Below are 20,888 nucleotides of genomic sequence, written 5' to 3' on the forward strand. Positions count from 1 at the left end.
CGCGGATCATGCCGGGGAGACGCGGCTGATGCTGCGCTATGCGGCCGGCCGGCTGGTGCAGGCGGCGATCGCGGTGGTGGGCGTGCTTACCATCGTCTTCGTTGTGATGCGCTTTTCCGGCGACCCGACGCTGCTGCTGGTCCCGGAGGGCTCGTCTCAGGAGGCGGTCGATGCGCTGCGCCGGCAACTCGGTTTCGACCGGCCAATCGCCGTCCAGTATCTCGACTACCTGCATTCGCTGCTGCGCCTCGACTTCGGCGTCTCGGTGGTTCAGCGCATCCCGGCCGTCGACATCGTCGCGTCTCGCGTTCCCTATACGGTGGCTTTGGCGCTCGGTGCACTGACCGTCGCGCTGCTCATCGGACTGCCGGCAGGCATCGCCATGGCGGTGTGGCGCGGCGGCTGGTTCGAGCGCTGCCTGTCGGCGCTGGTCCTGACCGGGCAGAGCCTGCCGACCTTCCTGACCGGCATGCTGCTGATCATCGTCTTCGGAGTCGTGCTGGGATGGCTGCCGACATCGGGCGCCGGCAGCGCCAGCGCGCTGATCCTGCCCGCGATCGCGCTCGGCGCTCTCTCGATGTCGACCTTCGCCCGCATGGCCCGCATCGCCATCATCGACGAACTCGGCAAGGACTATGTCCGGGCGGCGCGTGCGCGCGGCCTGTCGAAAGCCGGTGCCGTCGGCCGTCACGTCCTGCGCAACGCGGCGATCCCGGTGGTGACGGTCGCCGCGCTGGAGATTGGCAACCTGCTCGCCGGCGCGGTGATCGTCGAGACCGTCTTCGCCTGGCCCGGCATCGGACAGTTGGCCATCCAGTCGATCCAGTCGCGCGACTTTCTCGTGGTGCAGGTGATCGTGCTGCTGATCTCGATCGTTTACGTGCTGACGAGCCTGCTCGCCGACCTCGTCTATGCCGTGCTCGATCCGCGCATCAGGCTGGCCTCGTGAGCGCGCTTCCGCAAGCCCCGCGACGGCCGGCGCGCCGCGTCCCCCGCGCCTTTCCGCTGGCGATCGTCGCGGTTGCCGCGATCCTGGCGATCATCGTCGTGCTCGCTCTGCTGGCGCCCTGGTTCGCGCCGGCCGATCCGATGCGACAGACCCTGCTGATGCGGCTGCGGCCGCCCGGCACCGTGTCCTCGGCCGGGCAACACTATCTGCTCGGCACCGACGACCTCGGCCGCGACCTGCTCTCGCGCATTCTCTACGGCTCACAGGTCTCGATCGCGGTGGCCTTCCTCTCTGTGCTGGTCTCGACGCTGGTAGGGGTTTCGCTCGGCATGGCGGCAGCGTGGTTCAGAGGCTGGACCGAGACGCTAATCATGCGCTTCGTCGACATCATGCTGTCGATCCCCGCCGTTTTGCTGGCGGTGCTCACCGTCGCCGTCCTCGGCCCCGGCTTCATCAAGCTGATCCTCGTCCTCGCCCTGACCCGCTGGCCGCGTTACACCCGCGTCGCCTATGCGCAGACGCTGCAGGTCGCCAATCTGCCCTATATCAAGGCCGCCGAACTCGCCGGCGCGCGGACGGTCCGCATCCTGCTGCGGCATGTGCTGCCCAATATCGCCGGGCCGCTGCTGGTCGTGGCGACGGCCGAGTTCGGCCTGATGATCCTATTCGAGGCGGGGCTCTCCTTTCTCGGGCTCGGCATCCAGCCGCCGGCGCCCAGTTGGGGCTCGATCATGAGCGTCGGCCGGCAATATGTGGAGCGGGCCTGGTGGATCGTCGCCTTTCCGGGTGCGTGCCTTTTCCTGCTCGTCTTGTCCGTCAATGTTCTCGGGGACTGGCTGCGCGACAGGCTCGATCCCCGCTCCCGCTCGCGCTGAGGTCACCATGGAATTCTCCGACAAGGGCGTCGTCGTCACCGGAGCGGCCGGCATCTTTGGACGCTGGATCGCGGCCCATTTCGCCGGCGAGGGCGCAAGGCTCTGCCTCTCCGACAACCGCCGTGAGGCGCTGGACGCCATGGTCGTCGAACTCGGGCTCGATCCGTCCCGCGTCGTCCTGCATGTCACCGAACTGACCGAAGAGGCCTCGATCGCCGATCTCGCCGCGACCGTTAAGGCCGCCTGGGGTGCGCCCGACATTGTCGTTAACAATGCCGGGCTCTATCCGAAATTCTCGCTGCTGGGGATGACCGGCGCTGAATGGGACCTGATCTTCGGTGTCAATCTGCGCGCGCCCTTCCTCGTCACCCGCGAAATGGCGAAGCTGATGATCGCAGAGGGGCGCCAGGGCGCGATCGTCAACATCTCGTCGGGTGCGTCGCGCCAGATGCGCAACGGCTCGGTGCCGTACTGCACCTCCAAGACGGCGCTGGAGCGGCTGACCAAAGGTTTCGCGCTTGAACTCGCCGCACATCGCATCCGAGTCAACGCCGTCGAGCCCGGATTTGCGCCGGGAAGCTCCGTCAGCGAACTCAGCGAGGAGTACGTCGCCAGGATGGCTGCGCGGATTCCGCTCGGACGCACCAGCGGCCCAGGCGATGCACCCGCGGCCATCGCCTATCTCTGCTCTGACAAGGCGAGCTTCGTTACCGGCGCCGTGCTGAGCGTCGATGGCGGCAACTCGATCGGCACCTTCGAAAGCGGCGAACTCGGGCAGGGGGCTGCCAAGGCATGACGCAGACAGGCGCGCAGGGGCTGACGGTCGAGAACCTGACCATCGACATCGCCGGCGCTTCGGTGGTCGACGGCGTGGCCTTCACCGTGGGCTGCGGCGAGGTGATGGCGCTGGTCGGGGAATCCGGCTGCGGCAAGTCGCTGACCGCCTTTGCCCTCCTCGGTCTCCTGCCCGACGCTGCCGAGGTGGTGGAGGGCCGCATCCTGATGGACGGGCTCGACCTCGCCGCGCTGTCGGAGCGGGAGCTCAGGCGCCTGCGAGGCAAAAGGCTCTCGATCATCTTCCAGGAGCCGACCGCTTCGCTCGACCCGCTGGCGACGGTGGGCTCGCAGATCGCGCAAGCCTATCGCCTGCACCACAAGGTTGGCCGGCGCGCGGCGCTGGCCAGGGCGCGCGCCATGCTGGTCTCGGTCGGCATCTCCGATCCCGACCGGCGGTTGACGCAATATCCCTTCGAACTCTCGGGCGGCATGTGCCAGCGCGTGATGATCGCGATCGCGCTGATCTGCGGCCCCGACATCCTAGTCGCTGACGAGCCGACGACCGCGCTCGACGTCACCATCCAGGCGCAGATCCTCGACCTGATGAAGACGCTCGTCGCCGAGCGCGGCACCGGCATCGTGCTGATCACCCACGACATGGGCGTGGTCGCCGACATCGCCGACCGCGTCGCGGTGATGTATGCCGGCCGGATCGCCGAGATCGGCCCCGTCGACGCCATCTTCGCCAACCCGTCCCATCCCTATACGGCGCTGCTGCTCGCCAGCGTGCCGCGCCTCGACGTCTCGCCCAAGGAGCGTCTCGCCACCATCGAGGGCAGCGTACCCTCGCCGGAGCGTTTCGGGCCGGGCTGCCGCTTCAGCGAGCGCTGCCCGCTGGCCGACGCGCGCTGCCATGCGCAGACGCCGCCGCTGCTGGCGCATCGGCCGGGCCATTTCTCCGCCTGCTGGCACGCCGACCGGGCCCATGAGATTGCGCGGGTGGCGGCATGAGCGTAGCGCCTCCGGTCCTCGCCGTCAGCGACGTCGCAGTGCATTTCGGCGCGCGCCCCGGCCTCTTCAAGCCGCTGCCCAAGCCGGTGCGAGCCGTCGACGGCGTCGACCTGACGGTCGCTCCGGGCGAGACGCTGGGTCTCGTCGGCGAATCCGGTTGCGGCAAGTCGACCCTGTCGAACGCCATCGTCGGGCTGCAGCGGCCGACGCGCGGCAGTATCAGGATCCAGGGCAAGGAGGTCGCAGGCGCCGATGCCGCGACCCTGCGCGCGGTGCGCCGCAATGTGCAGATGATCTTCCAGGATCCAGCGCTCTCGCTCAATCCGCGCGCGACGATAGGGGCCGCCATCGGCGAGCCGCTGGCCGTGCACGACATCGCCAAAGGGCGGGCACTGAAGGAGCGCGTCGCACAACTGCTCGACCAGGTCGGCCTCAAGCCAGAGCATGCGACGCGCTATCCCCATCAGTTCTCAGGCGGGCAGCGCCAGCGCGTCGTGATCGCTCGCGCTCTCGCGCTGGAGCCGGCGCTGGTGGTCTGCGACGAACCGGTCTCGGCACTCGACGTCTCGGTGCGTGCGCAGATTCTCAATTTGCTGGTCGATCTGCAGCGCCGCATCGGCGTGTCCTATCTGTTCGTCTCGCACGACCTCGCCGTGGTCCGGCACATCTGCGACCGGGTCGCGGTGATGTATCTCGGCCGCATCGTCGAACTGGCATCGCGCGACGCGCTGTTTGCGGCGCCCAAGCACCCCTATACCCGCGCCCTAATGTCGGCCGTGCTGGAGCCCGATCCCGTGGCCCAGCGTACAAAGACGCGCACGATGCTGACCGGCGAATTGCCGAGCCCGTCCAACGTGCCGCCGGGATGCGCGTTTCACACCCGCTGCCCGCTGGCGACCCCGATCTGTTCGATCGAGCGGCCCGAGCTGGCGACGAAACCCGACGGAGCGCGGGTCGCTTGCCATCATGCCTGAACTTGGCAGTCGCCCATCCCGCGCCTCCCGAGTTCGCTTATCGCTTGCACGCGAAACCCGTGGCGTTGCCGCAGCCGAGGGCGAAACATGACGATTGAAATGCCGCTTGTGTCCGCGTGGCTGGCTCTTTCCCGGCCAGCAGCCCGGTCAGCGATCACGACGCGCGAGCTGATCGCTGCTACGAATGGGAAGGGGGGCGGCTGGAGCGTAAGGCTCCGGCCGGTTACCTCGCTGCTCAGCCGGTGATCGCGGGATGGAGGAGGTCTTCCAGGTCGATATTGCGGTACATCTCACGGCGCATGCGGTCGGCGACACCGTTGACGATCTCGGCGCCGTCCTGCGACGGGTCGACATGGACGCGGAACGGGCGCTTGCCGAAGGGCGCGCCGACCACGCGCACGATCTCTCGGGCGACCTCGGCCGGATCGGCATCGGCGGGTTCGAGGCCGGCGAGGCCTTTGAGCGCCTTGTCGGCGATGCCGGCATAGGGCCCGGCCTCGTACTCCGCCGCGCGCGCCTCGTCGGAGGGCGTGCCGGAATGGACGAAGTGGTTGGTGCCCTTGGTGAAGGCGCCCGGCACCATGATGGTGGTCTCGATGCCCCAGAGCGCGAGTTCGGTGGAGTACGACACGGCCAGCGCGTCCATCGCCGCCTTGGCGGCGAAGTAGGGCGCCAGGAAGGGCGGTGTGCCGCCCCGCGTCGAACTCGATCCGACCCAGACCAGCAGGCCTTTGTGCTGGGCTCTCAGATGGGGCAGCGCGGCCCGGTTGACGCGCTGCGCGCCGAGGACGTTCACGTCGTATTGCTGGATGAACTGGTCGGGCGTGAAAGCCTCCTCCAGCCCGGGGTCCGACAGGTCATAAAGTGCCTGGAGATACAGAGCCTTCAGCATCGCAAGCGCCTCTTAGGGAGGCCGACCGGTCTGAGCCTGACGCAGCCGCCGCACCAAAGGCGCGAGCCGCCGCCAGTCGATCAGGGCGTCGATCTTCGAAAGCTTCGCGTTCGTACCCAGCCGAGGGTCCAGAAACGCCTCCGCCAAAGACATCTGATCCGTCAAGCCGACCCCTCCGCCATACCCAGACGAAGTGAATCAGCAATCAACCCTCAACGCCAGAACCCTTTCGCAGAGGAATCCGGATGGGAGAATGAATCAGCCTTCGACCCAAAAGGGAATCCGATTTATGGGTCTGTCACCTAAAGTCCGCTCATGGCGCGATTGAGACTTGGAGGTCCGCCAATTTCAGGTCAAGAGCGGGTCAAGGTACCGAGAAAAAAGGCGGATTAACCGTATACCACATCATCCCGATTTGGATTCGACTGGAGAGGGGCTCACTTTCGCTGTTCGCAAGAGCCAAGCAGGCCCATGTCATTATCTCGAGACGTTGGAATTTATCCGTTCCCGGTCCCGCCCATGTGCCTAACGTGCTTGTTCGTCAGCTGTCACCGTTCGAAACTGCATTTCAGTCCGCCTTTTCGACCCATTGAACGATCATCTCGTATTGAACTTTTGCCTGTTGATATTCCCGATAAAAATTGAGTAGATCCCGAAGTGGACTCGACAGTCGCTCTAGTCCTGAAATAAAAGCGACTATGGTGCCGATCGTAGTCTGTTGTTGAATTGCCATCCAACCGCCAACTCCAAGCACCATCATCGGCCCAATTGCGTTTGCGATGTTGAGTAATGTCTTTAGGCCATATTTAAGCAAATAGAACCGCAGCCGATTTTGAAAAATAGCGCTAACCGTGTTTGAGCTTACGCCAGAGCTGTCAGATTTGCTTTCTGCTTGGCTGACAGTTTCATCTCCTAATTTTCGTACTAGACCAACCTGCTTTTCAACTAATAAATTCAGGTCGCCCTGCATATAAAGGGCAAGAGCGATCTGAGGAATCATAAATATCATACTGATAAATGCTATTATTGGCTGAATATAGAGCATGTAGGATAGTATCACGATTAGGAATGTCAGATTGACTACAAATTCAGATATGCTGACTCCAACGAAGCCACCGACGCCGTCGATTTCTCTACCAATAACGTTGACAGTCTGACCACTGGTTACAGTGTCTTTCAAAGACTTTTCGGAAGCGATTACGACCAATTGGTCGCGGGACATTTTGACGGCACTTTCGCCAACCCACCCCTGATAGACGAGGAGTGCATATTTGAGCGCACCTTGTATCAAGATGGTCGCGAGATAGAGCCCGCCAAAAAAGAGAAGCGAGCCGACATCCTTGTCCGCGATCGCCACATCTACGATCCGTCTTTGAAGGTCGATGGGCACGAAGTTGAGCAAGGCCACGGCCATCGCGATCAGGCCGACATAGAATTGGTGGACGCCGCTTGCGCGCCATACAAAACGGCCAAGCGTTTCGCCTGGTTTGATGGCTTCTTTCGATGCCTCGTGTGGTGTCACCCGTTGAAGTAGGGATGCGAAGATACCAGACACTCAAACTCTCCTCATTGCGCATCTCATGCGGAGCGAAACGCACACAGGGGCGCGAGATACCGCGCCAAATGCGAAAGTGTCAGCCGATGTAACGGTTGAGAAACGAGGCGGTCCGGCTTGCCGCATCCGTCGAGGCCGCTCCACCGAAGCCGTGTCCCTGGCCGGGATATATCCGGCGCTCGACGACGCTGCCTCGGGCTTGCAACAAGGTCTCGATAGCATAGGCGTTGGAGACCGGAACGATCCGGTCCGCGTCGCCGTGCAGGATCAGCGTCGGCGGGAAGCGGCGCGCAGCCCGTAGCTGACCCGGCAGGTAGCCGAAATAGTTCACGACGGCTTTTAGGCGGGCGTCCTGAGCCGATAGCGCCAAGGCGAGCGCGCCGCCGAGCGAGATTCCGACGACTCCTATGCGGTTGCGGGCCACGCCCGGCGCGGCGACGACCTGATCCAGCGCAGCGGAATTGGCGGCAAGCCACGCAGGGAATTTCGATCCTAACTCGCCATAGGCCGCGCGCCGATCGCCCGTGCTCTCGAAGTAGTGCGGCAGGAAGACGGTAAAGCCGGCGGCGGCAATCGTTCTTGCCGCAGTCGCGTACCGACCAGGATAGGTCAGGCCGTCCGAGCCGTGGAGCAACAGGACAACGGGATGCGGACCCGGACCCGGCGCATCGAAACGCTCGATGGTGATCGACGTCGATGGCGAGCCTCGACGGGCTTGGGCGTCAGCCGCCGCGGGCATCATCGCGCAGGCGCTCCCAAGGACGAACATTCGACGATGCATGCTGGCCTCCATACCATGCGTTCGGCGCCACGCCGGAGTTGGCATGGCGCCGGTCATTTGCTTCCGCGATCAGGCGTCGATAAACGGCGTCACCGCCGCTAGGACCTGCTGCTTGGTCATGGCCTTGTCGAAGGCACCCTTCCAGGGCCTCACGCCGCGAACGATGCGGATCTCGGCAGCGTGCCGGGCCTCGACGGAATGGATGCGTAGCGCCGTCGTCAAGGCGGCGTTCGACCCCATCAGGGCGGGAGCCTGGCCGGCATAGGCCGCGACGCCCGTGTCCTCGAAGGTCTGCGCCACGGCGGCGAAGGTCTTGAAGTCACGGAACACGGTGGCGTACTTGCCGCCGGCCGTGAAGTCGAACTGCGGCTTGGCGACCGCAGCTGCACCGAGCGTTGAGCTCAGCAGGGTGACGTGGGCGGCCTCATGCTCGCTGATCTGACGGAACACCGGCGAGAAGCGATCCGGCACGACGCCGGCCTTTAGGCCCATGCTGTAGAATTCGGCCTCTAGATATTCGAGCGTGAGCGCGAAGTTGAGCACGTCAGCGACCTGGGCAGGCATGCCCTGGCCGAAGGCCTGGCTGGACACGGCCGCCAGGACGACAGGCGCCGAGGCGACCGCGCCAAGCTTCCTGGCCGAGGACAAAAATAGATCCCTGCGCGACGCCAGCGCACCGGCGAGATCGGGATCGAGAGTGGAGAGAAGGGTCTCGTTGTTCATGGTCGTGCCTTTCGAATGAGGGATCGAACCGGAGGCGCTCATGGGAGCTGCGACGCGGTGACCGGCGTGGCGATGAAGGGACCTGCCGCGCGAAGCACGGTCGAAGGCGGGTTGGAAACGTCGACGCCGCCACGCGTGACGACGTCATCGCCGGCGAAAGATGCGGTAAACGGCATCAGCATGTCGCGGATCGTGGCGGCGTGACGCGCCTCGACCGAGACGATCGAGCCTGCCGCGGCGAGATACTTCGGATTTTGGATGGCGGCGCCGCCACCATTGTAAGCCGAGACGCCGAGGTCCTCGAAGGTCATGGCCGTCTTGAGCACGCTCACGCGATCGCCGAAGTTGACCGCCGAGAAGTTGACGGCGAGGTCGGGAATCCGGTTCGCGCCGAGCGCCTTCTTGAAGAACTCGCGGTGCGAGACCTCATGATTGCGGATGTCGGTCAGAAGGGTCCGCTCGTAGGCGTTCATGCCGGCATAGGGGCTGGCGATGACCTGCGTGTAGAAGGCAGCCTCCAGTTGCTCCAGCGCGTAGGCGTAATTGAGAACGCCGAGATCGCCGCCACCGAGATCCACGGCGCGGGATTGCGCGAACGCCTCGCCGAGCTTGAGGCCAGGGACGTTCACACCGAATGCCACGGCAGCCGCTGCAGCCACGCCGGACCAGCGTAGGAACGCGCGACGTCCCTCGGCTCGCCCATGGTCCGCAAGGGAACCCATTTTTTGATCAGTCATCGTGCATCTCCACATTTGGGATAATGATGCAGCCAACTGTCGCAAGCATGTAATGTTCCCAGATACTAAAGTATTTATCTCTTAATTTGATTAGGTTTCAGGTTTAGTTTCAAGAAAAACGCGCCGCGGAAAAAGGGGTTGCGGTGGTAATTACGGCGCTGTTCACGGGTACGCGTCGTTTTGGATTTTGGATGCATGCGGAATTAACGCTGCGCCGCTTGATAGGTTGGTGCGGATTAATTTGGAAAATCTGACGGAGATAAATATTCGAAGGAGATCGAGATCGAGATGGCGGTATCGACGGGCAGGTTAATCATCTAACGTCGATTAGCCGGGGGGTCTCTGAGGAGGCTGGGCCGTGTCTGCGATAAAACCGAAGACGAAGGACCAGGCCGAAGCCGAGAGCGAGGTCGAGGGTTTCCGCGAGGATTTGGGGCCATTTGTCGTCGCGGCCGAGACGACCCGGATGCCGATGATTTTCACGGATGCGAAAGGGCCAGACAATCCGATCATCTTCGCCAACGACAGCTTTCTCGCTCTCACGGGCTACGACCGCGCTGAGGTCCTTGGGCAAAGCTTCAAGGCGTTGATGGCGCAAGGCGCGTCGCCGGAGGTGCTCACGGAACTCGCCGCCGCTTTCGATGGCTCCAGCGAACTCAGCACCGAGGTGCGCTACCGACGCAAGGATGGCAGCGTGTTCTGGGCCGACCTTTTCGTCAGCCCGGTTCATGACGAGGCCGGAAAGGTCGTGCAACACTTCACGTCCTTCGTGGATTTGACTCGGCACAAACTGGAGCAGGATCGATCGCGTATGATGATCGACGAGCTCAACCATCGCGTGAAGAACACGCTCTCGACTGTGCAGTCGATCGTGACCGAGGCCCTGCGGAGGCCGGCGTTGTTCGACACGATCAAGGAATCGATCGGCTCCAGGATATTCGCGCTGTCGCGATCGCACGATCTCTTGAGCGACGAGAGTTGGGATGGCACCGGCCTGCACGATCTGCTCGATGCCGCGCTGGAGCCGTTCGGGGTGGCCAACGGTCGCAAGGAACGCTTCCTGATTACGGGCGAGAACGTCCGCGTCTCCCCGAAGGCGACGCTTGCACTAGGGATCGCGTTCCACGAACTCGCCACCAACGCCGTCAAGTACGGCGCCTTCTCGAACGAGGCCGGCTCAATCGGCGTCAGTTGGTCGATCGTGTCGAAGACGGGTGGCGATCGGCTGGTCATCCGCTGGCTGGAAAAAGACGGGCCGCCGGTATCCCAACCGATCCGCAAGGGTTTCGGCTCGAAGGTTTTGACGCGCGGCTTGGCACATGAGTTGGAAGGCTCGGTGGATCTAGACTACCGGGCCGCTGGCGTCGCGTGCATGATCGACATTCCCGCGCCCGGAGGTTCGTCATGAACGACCGAATTCTAGCCGGCGCGCGCGTCCTCGTAGTCGAGGACGAGATGATGCTGCTCATGATGATCGAGAGCATGCTGGAAGATCTGGGGTGCGAATCCGTGACGGCGGCAGCGACCGTCAACCAAGCCCTTGCGCTTCTCGACGCGCAGGCATTTGACGTCGCGATGCTGGACCTCAACCTCAACGGCGATCGAAGCTATCCGATAGCCGACGCGTTGGCGGCACGGGATGTGCCATTCCTTTTCTCGACCGGGTACGGCAGCCAAGGCGTCATGGACGGCTATCGGGAACGCCCGGTGCTAATGAAACCCTATCAGATCGGGGAACTGGTCTCTACGTTGCGGGGTCTTATCCCCGCAGGCGGATTGCTACCAGAGGCTGCCTAACCTCCCTCAGCACATAGCGAATTGATCTTTTGGCCCAACGGGAGACGGCCCCCTGACGGGGCCCGTCTCCTGTTGGGCTCAGACTGGACGGCGGGGTCGGATCACATCCCGCCAAAACCCTTCTTGATCTGAGCGACGGCGAAGTCTTGCGCCTCCTTGGCCTTGGCGACGACGGCGTCCATGCCGAAGAACTCATGGGTAACCCCGGTGTAGAGCTGGTGGGTTGTTTCGACGCCAGCCTCCTTCAGCTTCGCCACGATCAGGTCGCCATCCGACTTGAGCGGATCGATCTCGGCGTTGATTATCGTGGTGGGCGGCAAGCCCTTCAGGTTGGCCCCGACGAGGTTGAGACGCGGGTCCTGCGCATCCGCCTCGCTCTTGCTGATGTGCTTCACAAACCACGCCAGCATTGGCGTATTGAGTGGCTTAGCGGCGGCTTGCTCCTTCTTGGACGGCGTGTCCAGGCTTGTCGTCGCGACCGGATAGACCGAAACGATCGCCACGGGCTTGGGCAAACCTTGATCGCGTGCCGCGATCGCGGTGTTGATCGCAAGGTTGCCGCCGGCGCTCTCCCCGACAAGCGCAATCTTGCCGCCGTTGTACCCCCAGCCCTGCGCGTTTTTCAGGATGTACTTGTAGGCCTCGATCGCCTCGTCATGAGCGGCGGGGAACTTGTTCTCTGGACCCATTGGATAATCGACGGAGACGACGGCCGCACCGGTCTTCTTCCCCAGCGCAGCCGGCGTCGCGTCGTAGACATCGAGATCCGCGACCACCCAGCCGCCGCCGCGGAAGAACATGATGATCGGCAGGTTTGACTCCTTGGTCGCGTTCTCCGGCACGTACCAACGCAGTTTCAGATTGCCCATGTCGGCGAAGCGGCTGTTGGAGACTTTCAGGCCCTCGTGCGGCTTCACGTCGAGCTTCTTGTCCTTGACGATCTTCATCACCGCATCGGTCGGCGTCGGCTGCTTGCGCGCCTCGTCTGGCTCCAGGCTCTCGATCGGCTTGCCGCCAAGGCCTGCGAGCACTGATAGGACCTCGGCCATATCGGCATCGGGCTTCGAGGCGGGGAGAATCGTGGCCGACGCGGGTGCCGGCGACGTCTGCGCGAACGCCGGCGTCATCGCGCTGGTCGCCAGAAGCACGACCAGGGATACGGTGTTGAGGGTGTTCATGAAATTCCTTGGGGTTGCGTCGCTAGTCGACCTAACCCCTCGCGAACCCGCCTGTTCCTCCCGCCCCGCTGGCAAACCGAAACGAGTTGTGCTGACCTTTAAGCCCGTCTAAATGCCCCCTGAATTTCGCGTATATGCCCCGACGGCGATAATACCCAGCGGCGGTAATAGCGGCGCGGCGTGTCCGCTTGTAGGCAAAGGGTCAATGGTAGCAAGTGGCGCATTTTTTCCCGGAGCGGGCAGGTGGTTTTGGCGCGTATCATCCTGACATTATATAGGCACGCTGCTCGCTCGGCTCCCGGCCGCAGGATCTCCTCTTAGAATTGTTGATATCGCAGCGGGGAACTCGGGAGGCACGCATCGATCGATTGCGAAAGCCGAAAGCCGGGTGCCACCGCCATGAGATCCGTAGCCGCCTTGCGTGCGCTCGATACGTCGCCGAGCGTTGCGAGCGCGATCGCAGAGCCCGCCTGCGCCCGGGGAAGCCGGGCATTGGCGCTGCGCGCCCGTAGGAAGGCCTGAGCGGCTTCCCCGGCTTCCTCGAGCCAGAGGACATCGACAGTCCCACTGTTCAGGCCAACATTGCAAAGCTGGCCCGACGCCGTGCCATCGGAAAGGCCGCTTTCGCCAAAAGCGTCCCATCAGAAAGCTAAAAGGGCCGACACCGGACGATTACCTTGTAACGATGATAACGCAACAGAACGGACGGTGCGGTGAGCGAAAGACCTGAGGGAGGGAAGAGGAAGGCGATGGTCTGAGGCACGTCTTCGGGGCGCCCGATGCGCCCGACCGGCGTAACACTTCTGACTGATCGTGGCGGGTTCCGGCGGTGAAATGTGTAACGGCTTATTGTAACTCTTGAGATAATTCCGGCCTGTCACGCCGGACCTGCCCTGTCCCACGGGACAGCAAAAACGGGCTTCACGACCTGGCCATGAATTATGTCGTATAAATTATATAGCGATTTCAATCGTGTACGTGCTCGCAAACTTGTCCGGTCCGGCCCACCAACTTTATAGTGCTCCTCCTCCGGAAGAGCGGTGAGCCGCTCATCTGTGACCAGGCCGATCCGCGAATGGTGGAGGAAACGGCTCGGGGTCCGCGAAGCGCCTTATGACATTCGTGACGAGCCGGGCTGCGACGTTTTCGTAACCGTCGATCGGCAGCGCACCGATGAAATTCATCGAGCCGACCGAGAAGACCGCGCCGCCATTGGCTGTTTCGAAGAAGGTCAGGTCCGAGCGGATGATTTTCTCGCGTGCCTCCGGCCAGGTGTGGTCGAAACGCTCCTCGTTCACCGGTTGGTAGCTGGGGTCGTCGAGCACGGCGCTGCCGACGATGATGGCATGGGCCGGCGTACCGAGCCTCGTGTCGGCGCGGTCGAGTTCGTGGCCCGCCGCCCCGCCGCCCATCAGGCCGCGTTCGCCGAGGATCCCGCCGGGTCTTGCCTCGTCCGTCAATCCCTCGCGCATGAAGGCGACGCGCGGATCGAGGATGCCGTCCAGGAAGCTGTAGGGAAAGCCCTTGTAGTCCCCCTGCGTGCTGAAGCCGACGCCGACCAGTGCCTGCGGCGGCCGGCCGAGACGGCGCCAGAGTCCACCATAGGAGCCGTCGAAGGCGTGGTAGCTTTCTCCGGGAAGCGTTTCCCACAGGCGGATGCCGCCCTCTGCACGTCGCAGTTCGAAGGCCCAGGGGCCTTTCGAATGTGGCACGACCTTCCAGTAGAAGCCGTTGCCGCCGAGATAGACGAAGCGGCCGCCGCCTTCGAGATAAGTGCCGAGCGCATCGAGCGTTTGGGTGGTGTGGTACTCCGGATGCTGGCCGGTCAGCACGACATTGTAATTCGACAGGAGGCCGTGGCCTTCCTCATGCAGGTCGTGATCGGTGATGACCTCGAAGGGGATGCCCTTGCGGGTGAGCATGTCGGTAATCGCGCTGTCGGCGGCGATCCAGTACAGGCCCGATCCCTCCGGGCTCGGATCGACGAGATGGATCTGATTGACCCGCTTGTCGATGAGCGGACGGCGCATCGTCGACATCACGACGCCGCTGCCGTCCGAGTGGAAATTGTATGGCGAGACCCCGTAGTCGGGATGCCCGTCGGGCGCCTGCGGCAGGGCGCCCCAGGCCAGAGAGCGCTCGGTGATCAGCGCCTGCCGGCCCTCCTTCTGGAACTGGCCATAGACCGTATAGCTGAAGGTCGGCGCCAGGAATGCGACCTTGGCTTGTGAGCCGGGCACCGCGGCGCGGACATAGAAGACGATGTTGTCGCGTGCGCCGCCCTTGTCGAGATGCAGGGCGTAGACCCCACTGCTCCAGTCTTCCGGCACGGTGAAGCGCAGCGAGACCGGCCAGGCCGCATCGCCGATATCGTCGTTGTGGAAATGGATCGCCGCCCATTGCCGGGGATCTTCGGTCCAGCGATGCGAGGCGCCGGTCCAAAGCGAGCCGGTCATGGCGCGCGTCGGCAGGTTGATGCAGCGGCCATGGGCCTGCGCCGGGCCGATGTCACAGACATCGTCGCTTGATATCGCAAGGGAAAAGTCCCACTCGGCGACGATTTTTGCGTCCGACCGAACCTCGTCTCGCGCCTGCGCAGTCAATATCGCGGCCAGTCCGGCAGCTCCGTCGATGATGCGCGGCCGCTCGATCTTGCCGTTGAAATGACAGACCGTGTGCGTGCCGCTGCGTTCGGCTGCGATCGTGACGGCGCCTGGACCCGACAGCACCACCATCGCAGCGATGCTGCCGCGCTCCGCCCGCTCATCATGGTCGAGCCTTGGCTTGCGCGGCGACTGCGCGATCGAAAGGGCTCCCGTCGCGGGATCGTAGAGGCAGGCGATGTCGTGCCAGGCGCGCTCCGTCAGCGCGACGCCGGTGGTCGTCAGGGTCGTGCCGCCAGGTGCGACGAGACGGCAGAAGGCGCCGTCGGGCGTGATCCCAAGCGTCAGCGTCGCGCCGCGGTTGTTCCAGTTGAGCACAGCCTGCTTGCCGGCCGAGAGCAGCGTCGGCCAGATCGTGGCGCAGAAAGCGACGGATCGGCCGGAGCCGAGATCAAGTTCGGGAATATCGACCCAAGAGCCTCTGGCGATCAGTCGTTCTTCCCCCTCATGCTCGCCCTCAAGCTCCCATGCGACGGGAACCTCGCGATAGCCTGGCCCCTGCGGGTTGGGGTCGCCGCAAATCACGCGGGCGACGCGCGCGCCGTAGCGCCCGCCGCCCTCGACAGCGACCATGACGCTCAGCTCCTCGCCGGGGCGCACGCTCCAGCGGTCGACATATCCGGTGATGGGAAGCATCAGGCATCCTCTGCTGACGCCGGCCGATCAGGCGCGGCGTACGTTCCAGAAAAGCGGCAGGCCCTTGAGCATGCCGGTCAGCGATTTCCTGTAGGCGGTCGGCTGGTAGAACACGCCGAGCGGCACATAGGGCACGTCGACGAAAGCCTGACGCTGCATCGCGATGCCGATCCTCTTCTGGGCCTCGACGTCGGGGGCCGAAAACCAGGCATCTCGCAGTTCTTCCAGCTTCTCGCTTTTCGACCAGCCGAACGTCGCCTTGTCGCCGCTGCCGCGCAGGAAATTGTGGGCGGCAGGGTTGAGATGCGTGACGCCGGCCGAATAGGTGCAGAACGCGCTGTAGCCACCCTTGTCGGGCAGCTCGCGGTTGCCCATGCGGCGCAGCATCGAACCCCAGTCGAGAACGGCATATTCGACGTTGAAGCCCAGCTTGCGGAAGAGGTCGCCGGCGACTTCGCTCATCTGCCCGATCACCGGAAAATCGCCGGGAGCCATCAGCAGAACCTTTTCGCCGTTATAACCGGCATCCTTGATCGCCTTGCGGGCGGCGTCTAGGTTACGCGGGCCGTTGAGCGCCGCCATGCCCTCGTCGCTGGCCATGATCGAGGTCGGGGCGAAGAAGCCAACCTGATCACGCCACAAGCTCCTGTCGTCCCCCGCAACCGCTCCCATGAAATCCTTCTGGTCGACGACCGAGAGCACCGCCTGGCGGATCGCCGGGTTGTTGAAGGGTGGCTGGATGTGGTTGAAGCGCAGCACGGCGACATTGCCGATCGGATCGAGCAGTTTGACATTCAGCGCCGTATTGGCCTTGAGCTTCGGCAGGAGATCGACGATCGGCTGGTCCCACCAGTCAATCTCGCCCTGCTGCAAGGCCGCAGCCGCCGTCGCCGCATCCGGCATGACCTGCCATTCGACCCGGTCGAATTGCGCCACCTTCGGGCCCGCCAGCTGGCTTGGGGTACCTCCGGGGCGGGGCACATAATTCTCGAAGCGGGAATAGACCAGGCGCGAACCGGGAATGTGCTGATCGGCCTGGAAGCGGAAGGGTCCGCTGCCGATCAACTCCTTGACGGGCATGGAACTGTCGGTCATTGCCAGCCGCTCCGGCATGATGAAGGCAACGATGGCGCCGACCTTGCCGAGAGCCAGTGGAAGCAGGGGAAAGGGGGCCTTGAGCTGCCAGCGCACGGTGCGGTCATCGGGGGCCGAAAGCTCATCGACGACGCTGAACAGCGAGCTGCCGAACGCATCGCGCGAGGCCCAGCGCTTCAGGCTGGTGACGACGTCGCGTCCTCGCACGGGTTCGCCATCATGGAACCTTAGGCCCTCGCGCAGCGTCATGATCCAGGTCTTGCCGTCATTCTCCACGACATGGCCGGCCACCATCTGCGGCTGCACCTGCGAAGCGTCGTCGACCCCGTAGAGCGTGTCCCAGATCAGGAAGCCGTGATTGCGATTGACGAGCCCGGTCGTGATCATGGGGTCGAGGATCGCGGCATCGGCCTGAGGCACGAAGCGCAGCGTGCGCGGAGCCTGGGCGCGGGCGATGCTCGGCGCAAACAGCGGCGCGCCGAGGGCCGCGCCCAATCCGGCGCCAAGCGTAGAACGAAGCAAGTCTCGACGGCGCATGCGGAGCACTCCTCAGTGGCGGGAAGGAAGGACGGCGGCAGGTGATGACGATAGGCGCAGGGTCGCGCCGAGCCGATCCTCGACCTGGCGCAGCGTTTTGGCGAACAGGTCGATCGTTTCGTCGATCTCGGCTTCGGCGATAATCAGCGGTGGGCAGAAGCCGATGGTGTCGCCCATCGCCCGGATGACCAGGCCGTTCTCCAGGGCCTGTGCATCGAACATCGCGCCAATCTTCAGCGCGGGGTCGAACGCATGTCGCGTGTCGGGATCGGCGACAAGCTCGACGCCGATCATCAGGCCCACGCCGCGGACCTGGCCGACGATGCCGGATGTTGCCGCGATCCGGCCGAGGCCGGCTCGCAGCCGCTCGCCCATCGTCCTGACATGCGTGACCACGTCCATCTCGTGGTAGATCGCCAGCGCCTCGAGCGCGATCGCGGCCCCGACAGGATGGCCGGAATTGGTGAAGCCATGGCCGAAGAGCTCGCCACCCTTGTTGATCTCGGCGAGAGCCTCCTGGATCGGCCGGCCCAGCAGCACCGCCGACATCGGGAAGTAGGACGAGGTGATGCCCTTTGCGAGCGCCATCATGTCGGGCGTCATGCCGACCGTCTGACAGCCGAACCAGTTGCCCGTCCGCCCAAAGCCACAGACGGCCTCGTCGGCGAGGACGAGAATGTCGTGCCGGCGCATCACGGTCTCGATCGCTGCGAAATAGCCGTTCGGCGGCACGATGATGCCGCCGCCGGCGTTCACCGGTTCAGCGATGAAGCCGGCGATGGTGTCGGGATCCTCCTCCAGGATCATGGTCTCGAGATCGGCTGCAAGGCGCGCGACGAAAGCCTCCTCGCTTTCGCCCTGCAGGGCGTTGCGATAGGCATCCGGGCAATGCGTGTGCAGGAAGCCCGGCAGCGGCAGACCATATTCGCGATGCATCCGCGGCAGGCCGCACATCGAGGCTGCGACGATGGTCGAACCGTGGAAACCGCGGGCGCGCGCGATGATCTTGCGCTTGCCTGGCTTGCCATGCGCCGCGTGATAGACCCAGGCGAGCTTGACCATCGTCTCGGTCGCCTCTGAGCCTGACGTAGCGAAATAGACCTGCGTGTCCGGGATTGGGGAGATCTGGGCCAGCTGCTTGGTCAGGTCGATCGTGTTGTCGGGCGTCTTATGGTTGAAGCTGTGGTAGAAGCCGAACTTGTCGTAGGCCGCTGCGGCTGCGGCCTTCAGGCGCCGGTCCGAGAAGCCTAGCGAGGTACACCAGAGCCCGGCCATCGCCTCCAAATAGCGCTTGCCGTTGCTGTCATAGACATAGACGCCTTCGCCATGCGTCATGATCAGCGGCCCGATTTCCGCATGTCGCTGCGGGTTGGTCTGCGAATGCAGATGGAACATCACGTCCCGCGCACTGGCTGAATTCGGTATACGGTTGCTCAAGCGATCGGTCTCCTCTCGTTCCATCATGCAACCCGCAGCGATGTCCGCTCACGGCGCGTCGGTTCGGCGGGGGTGGCGTTGTTCCGCATTCAGTGCCTCACCCGGCCGATCCGGCGCTCGATGGCGCGGCTGTAGAGCGACATGGCGAAGCAGCAGACGAAGAAGACGCTCGCTGCGAAGACATAGCCTTCGCGGGCCAGGCCGAGCCAGCTCGGGTCCTTGATCGCCTGTCCGATGATGCCGAGCAGGTCGAACAGGCCGATGATCGAGACCAGTGTGGTATCCTTGAACAGATCGATCACCGTATTGACGATGCCAGGCACCGTCAGCCGAAAGGCCTGCGGCAGTACGATCAGCCGATGGGTGCCCCAATAGCTCAGGCCCAGCGCGGCCGAAGCCTCGTATTGGCCCTTGTCGATCCCCTGCAGCCCCGCGCGGACGGTCTCGGCCAGATAGGCGGCGACAAACAGGGACAGGCCGACGATCGCGCGCAGCAGCCGGTCGAAGCTAGTGCCTTCGGGCAGGAACATCGGCAGCATGACCATCGCCATGAACAGAACGGCCAGCAAAGGCACGCCACGCAGCAACTCGATGAAACCGGTGCACAGCCATCGGATTGCCGGCAGGCCCGAGCGGCGTCCGAGCGCGAGCACGACCCCCAGTGGCAACGCGATAGCGACCGTGGCGAAGGTCAGGAGTACGTTGAGCGACAGCCCACCCCACTGGTCCGTCGGCACGAAGGGCAGTCCGAACACGCCGCCGACCAGCAGCGTGCCGGCCAGCAGTGGGCAAAGCGACATGAGCAGCAGCACGGACATCACGCGCCATGGATTGCGCGGCCACGCTGCGAGCAGGACGAAAACCAGCAGGACAAAGCCTGCGAGCTTGACCCGCCAGCGCTCCGGTGCGGGGTAGCGCCCGTAGATCAGCAGCTCCAGCCGGTCGTTGACGAAGGCCCAGCAGGCGCCCGCTCCGCAAATGTTGCGGTTGGCGCCATGAAAGACGGCGTCGAGATAGAACCAGCGCAGCAGTGGCGGGATCAGGAGGGCAAGCAGCACCAGCGTCAGGATGGTGACGACGCCCGATCGCAGGGACGGAAACAGGTTTGTCTGGATCCAGCTGCGCACGGTCTCGGTCATGAGTGCATCGCTCCAGGCTCAACGTTCTTTCAGTGCGACCTTGGCGTTGAGCCGCGCGAGCCCCGCTGAGGCCAGCAGGTTGATGGCGAGGAAGACCAGCATCACGATCACCATGACCTCGATCGCCCGTCCGGACTGGTTGAGCACGGTCCCGGCGAAGATCTGCACGATCTCGGGATAGGCGATCGCCGCGCCGAGCGAGGAGCTCTTGATCAGGTTGAGATACTGATTGGTCATCTGCGGGATCATCACCCGGAGCGCCTGCGGCAGCACGACGAGCCGCAGCGTCGGCCATGACCGAAGCCCCAGGCTGTAGGCCGCCTCGCGTTGTCCCTTGGCGACACCCTCCACCGAGGCCCTGACGATTTCCGCGATGAACGCTGCCGAATAGAGCGAAAGCCCGGCCCAGAGCGCTACAAGCTCCGGCGGCATCACCATGCCGCCGACGAAGTTGAAGCCCTTCAGCGTCGGCAGGCTCCAGCCTGAGAGGCTGGCAATGAGGGCGCCGGCAAGGACGGGCGGCAGCAGCCAAAGCCAGGTGCTGTACGTCTTTTCCACCGGCAGCCACCGGCGCAGTAGCGGAACGACGATCAGGCTGGCGGCCAGCCCCCATGTCAGCGCTGCCGTCGCGTCGCCAGCAATCGGGGAGGGGACGAAGAGGCCGCGGATGTTGAAATGAACCACGCCCGCCAGCGACAGGCTCTGGCGTGCCTGCGGCAGGAACTGGAGCACGCCGATATAGCAGAACACGATCTGCAGGAGCTGCGGTGTGTTGCGGATGAGCTCGACGACGCAGCCCGATGCGGTTCGCATCAGCCAGCTCGACGAGAGCCGCATCACGCCCAGGCCCAACCCCAGGATCGTCGCCGTCGCAACACCGAGGCACGACACCAGCAGGGTGTTCGCGAAGGCCGCGACAAGCGCCATGAAATAGCTGTCGGTCGGCTTGAAGGCGGTGATCTGGAAGGGCATCGCAAAGCCCGCGGGGCGCCACAGGAAGCCGAAATCGAGCTCCATGTTCCGGCGCGCCAGATGGCTCGCGGCGTTATGTCCGAACCAGATCAGGACGATCAGGACGGCCCCGATCCCCACGCCCTGCCAGAGCAGGGCGTGGGATGACTTCATGGGCCAC

17 protein-coding genes and 1 pseudogene are annotated in these 20,888 nt (G+C 64.0%); 7 read left to right on the top strand and 11 right to left on the bottom strand.

The window, feature by feature from the left end; translation table 11 throughout:
- Positions 1-28: 28 nt before the first annotated feature.
- From AXW83_RS04965 to AXW83_RS04985, 5 genes are read left to right on the top strand one after another with little or no spacing between them, the layout of a single operon-like run.
- Positions 29-949: an ABC transporter permease gene (locus tag AXW83_RS04965; RefSeq protein WP_066611174.1), complete on the top strand. Its 921-nt coding sequence runs from the start codon at positions 29-31 to the stop codon at positions 947-949.
- Positions 946-1,824 (top strand): ABC transporter permease, encoded by an 879-nt coding sequence (locus AXW83_RS04970; RefSeq protein WP_066611176.1) that lies wholly within the window; start codon positions 946-948, stop codon positions 1,822-1,824. Before AXW83_RS04965 ends, AXW83_RS04970 begins: the two co-directional genes overlap by 4 nt.
- A gap of 7 nt (positions 1,825-1,831) precedes the next feature.
- Positions 1,832-2,620: an SDR family NAD(P)-dependent oxidoreductase gene (locus tag AXW83_RS04975; RefSeq protein WP_066611177.1), complete on the top strand. Its 789-nt coding sequence runs from the start codon at positions 1,832-1,834 to the stop codon at positions 2,618-2,620.
- Positions 2,617-3,612, top strand: a complete 996-nt coding sequence (locus AXW83_RS04980; RefSeq protein ID WP_066611179.1) for an ABC transporter ATP-binding protein — start codon at positions 2,617-2,619, stop codon at positions 3,610-3,612. Before AXW83_RS04975 ends, AXW83_RS04980 begins: the two co-directional genes overlap by 4 nt.
- Positions 3,609-4,586, top strand: a complete 978-nt coding sequence (locus AXW83_RS04985; RefSeq protein WP_066611181.1) for an ABC transporter ATP-binding protein — start codon at positions 3,609-3,611, stop codon at positions 4,584-4,586. The genes AXW83_RS04980 and AXW83_RS04985 overlap by 4 nt, the downstream gene beginning before the upstream one ends.
- A 235-nt stretch (positions 4,587-4,821) precedes the next feature.
- Here AXW83_RS04985 and AXW83_RS04990 read toward each other — a convergent pair.
- From AXW83_RS04990 to AXW83_RS05010, 5 genes and pseudogenes are all read right to left on the bottom strand, one after another.
- Positions 4,822-5,430, bottom strand: a pseudogene (locus AXW83_RS04990) (SDR family NAD(P)-dependent oxidoreductase); the annotation flags it as partial.
- Positions 5,431-6,046: 616 nt separating this feature from the next.
- The gene (locus AXW83_RS04995) at positions 6,047-7,033 is read right to left on the bottom strand and encodes an ABC transporter ATP-binding protein (RefSeq protein WP_156639804.1); all 987 of its coding nucleotides are present in this window, start codon (positions 7,031-7,033) and stop codon (positions 6,047-6,049) included.
- 79 nt (positions 7,034-7,112) lie between these two features.
- Positions 7,113-7,871: a dienelactone hydrolase family protein gene (locus tag AXW83_RS05000; protein ID WP_156639807.1), complete on the bottom strand. Its 759-nt coding sequence runs from the start codon at positions 7,869-7,871 to the stop codon at positions 7,113-7,115.
- 12 nt (positions 7,872-7,883) lie between these two features.
- On the bottom strand, positions 7,884-8,537 hold the full coding sequence (locus AXW83_RS05005; protein ID WP_066611185.1) for a ferritin-like domain-containing protein: 654 nt from the start codon (positions 8,535-8,537) through the stop codon (positions 7,884-7,886).
- A gap of 38 nt (positions 8,538-8,575) precedes the next feature.
- Positions 8,576-9,274, bottom strand: a complete 699-nt coding sequence (locus AXW83_RS05010; protein ID WP_066611187.1) for a ferritin-like domain-containing protein — start codon at positions 9,272-9,274, stop codon at positions 8,576-8,578.
- A 472-nt stretch (positions 9,275-9,746) separates the two neighbouring features.
- Between AXW83_RS05010 and AXW83_RS05015 the strand changes: the two genes are divergently transcribed.
- Together AXW83_RS05015 and AXW83_RS05020 are read left to right on the top strand one after the other, a co-directional pair.
- Positions 9,747-10,682 (top strand): HWE histidine kinase domain-containing protein, encoded by a 936-nt coding sequence (locus AXW83_RS05015; protein ID WP_236841918.1) that lies wholly within the window; start codon positions 9,747-9,749, stop codon positions 10,680-10,682.
- A complete protein-coding gene (locus AXW83_RS05020; protein WP_066611193.1) occupies positions 10,679-11,071 on the top strand; it encodes a response regulator in 393 nt (130 codons plus the stop codon). Before AXW83_RS05015 ends, AXW83_RS05020 begins: the two co-directional genes overlap by 4 nt.
- Positions 11,072-11,172: 101 nt before the next feature.
- On the opposite strand, the gene AXW83_RS05025 is transcribed toward AXW83_RS05020, so the two are convergent.
- From AXW83_RS05025 to AXW83_RS05050, 6 genes are all read right to left on the bottom strand, one after another.
- A complete protein-coding gene (locus tag AXW83_RS05025; protein WP_210179645.1) occupies positions 11,173-12,249 on the bottom strand; it encodes an alpha/beta hydrolase in 1,077 nt (358 codons plus the stop codon).
- Between the two features lie 1,049 nt (positions 12,250-13,298).
- A complete protein-coding gene (locus tag AXW83_RS05030; protein WP_066611195.1) occupies positions 13,299-15,548 on the bottom strand; it encodes a N,N-dimethylformamidase beta subunit family domain-containing protein in 2,250 nt (749 codons plus the stop codon).
- A 27-nt stretch (positions 15,549-15,575) separates the two neighbouring features.
- The gene (locus AXW83_RS05035) at positions 15,576-17,180 is read right to left on the bottom strand and encodes an ABC transporter substrate-binding protein (protein ID WP_066611197.1); all 1,605 of its coding nucleotides are present in this window, start codon (positions 17,178-17,180) and stop codon (positions 15,576-15,578) included.
- A gap of 12 nt (positions 17,181-17,192) precedes the next feature.
- On the bottom strand, positions 17,193-18,617 hold the full coding sequence (locus AXW83_RS05040) for an aminotransferase (protein ID WP_236841820.1): 1,425 nt from the start codon (positions 18,615-18,617) through the stop codon (positions 17,193-17,195).
- 89 nt (positions 18,618-18,706) lie between these two features.
- Positions 18,707-19,756: an amino acid ABC transporter permease gene (locus AXW83_RS05045; protein WP_066611203.1), complete on the bottom strand. Its 1,050-nt coding sequence runs from the start codon at positions 19,754-19,756 to the stop codon at positions 18,707-18,709.
- Between the two features lie 18 nt (positions 19,757-19,774).
- Positions 19,775-20,881 (bottom strand): amino acid ABC transporter permease, encoded by a 1,107-nt coding sequence (locus tag AXW83_RS05050; protein WP_066611206.1) that lies wholly within the window; start codon positions 20,879-20,881, stop codon positions 19,775-19,777.
- Between the last annotated feature and the right edge of the window lie 7 nt (positions 20,882-20,888).

Origin of the sequence: Bosea sp. PAMC 26642 (assembly GCF_001562255.1) — a bacterium.
Classification (GTDB): Bacteria; Pseudomonadota; Alphaproteobacteria; order Rhizobiales; family Beijerinckiaceae; genus Allobosea.

Coding starts and splice junctions, on each gene's coding strand:
- AXW83_RS05030 (WP_066611195.1), bottom strand. CDS start 15,548: ATGCTTCCCATCACCGGATATGTCGACCGCTGGAGCGTGCGCCCCGGC.
- AXW83_RS05045 (WP_066611203.1), bottom strand. CDS start 19,756: ATGACCGAGACCGTGCGCAGCTGGATCCAGACAAACCTGTTTCCGTCC.
- AXW83_RS04975 (WP_066611177.1), top strand. CDS start 1,832: ATGGAATTCTCCGACAAGGGCGTCGTCGTCACCGGAGCGGCCGGCATC.
- AXW83_RS05050 (WP_066611206.1), bottom strand. CDS start 20,881: ATGAAGTCATCCCACGCCCTGCTCTGGCAGGGCGTGGGGATCGGGGCC.
- AXW83_RS05035 (WP_066611197.1), bottom strand. CDS start 17,180: ATGCGCCGTCGAGACTTGCTTCGTTCTACGCTTGGCGCCGGATTGGGC.
- AXW83_RS04985 (WP_066611181.1), top strand. CDS start 3,609: ATGAGCGTAGCGCCTCCGGTCCTCGCCGTCAGCGACGTCGCAGTGCAT.
- AXW83_RS05025 (WP_210179645.1), bottom strand. CDS start 12,249: ATGAACACCCTCAACACCGTATCCCTGGTCGTGCTTCTGGCGACCAGC.
- AXW83_RS04965 (WP_066611174.1), top strand. CDS start 29: ATGCTGCGCTATGCGGCCGGCCGGCTGGTGCAGGCGGCGATCGCGGTG.
- AXW83_RS05010 (WP_066611187.1), bottom strand. CDS start 9,274: ATGACTGATCAAAAAATGGGTTCCCTTGCGGACCATGGGCGAGCCGAG.
- AXW83_RS05005 (WP_066611185.1), bottom strand. CDS start 8,537: ATGAACAACGAGACCCTTCTCTCCACTCTCGATCCCGATCTCGCCGGT.
- AXW83_RS04980 (WP_066611179.1), top strand. CDS start 2,617: ATGACGCAGACAGGCGCGCAGGGGCTGACGGTCGAGAACCTGACCATC.
- AXW83_RS05020 (WP_066611193.1), top strand. CDS start 10,679: ATGAACGACCGAATTCTAGCCGGCGCGCGCGTCCTCGTAGTCGAGGAC.
- AXW83_RS05015 (WP_236841918.1), top strand. CDS start 9,747: ATGATTTTCACGGATGCGAAAGGGCCAGACAATCCGATCATCTTCGCC.
- AXW83_RS05000 (WP_156639807.1), bottom strand. CDS start 7,871: ATGACCGGCGCCATGCCAACTCCGGCGTGGCGCCGAACGCATGGTATG.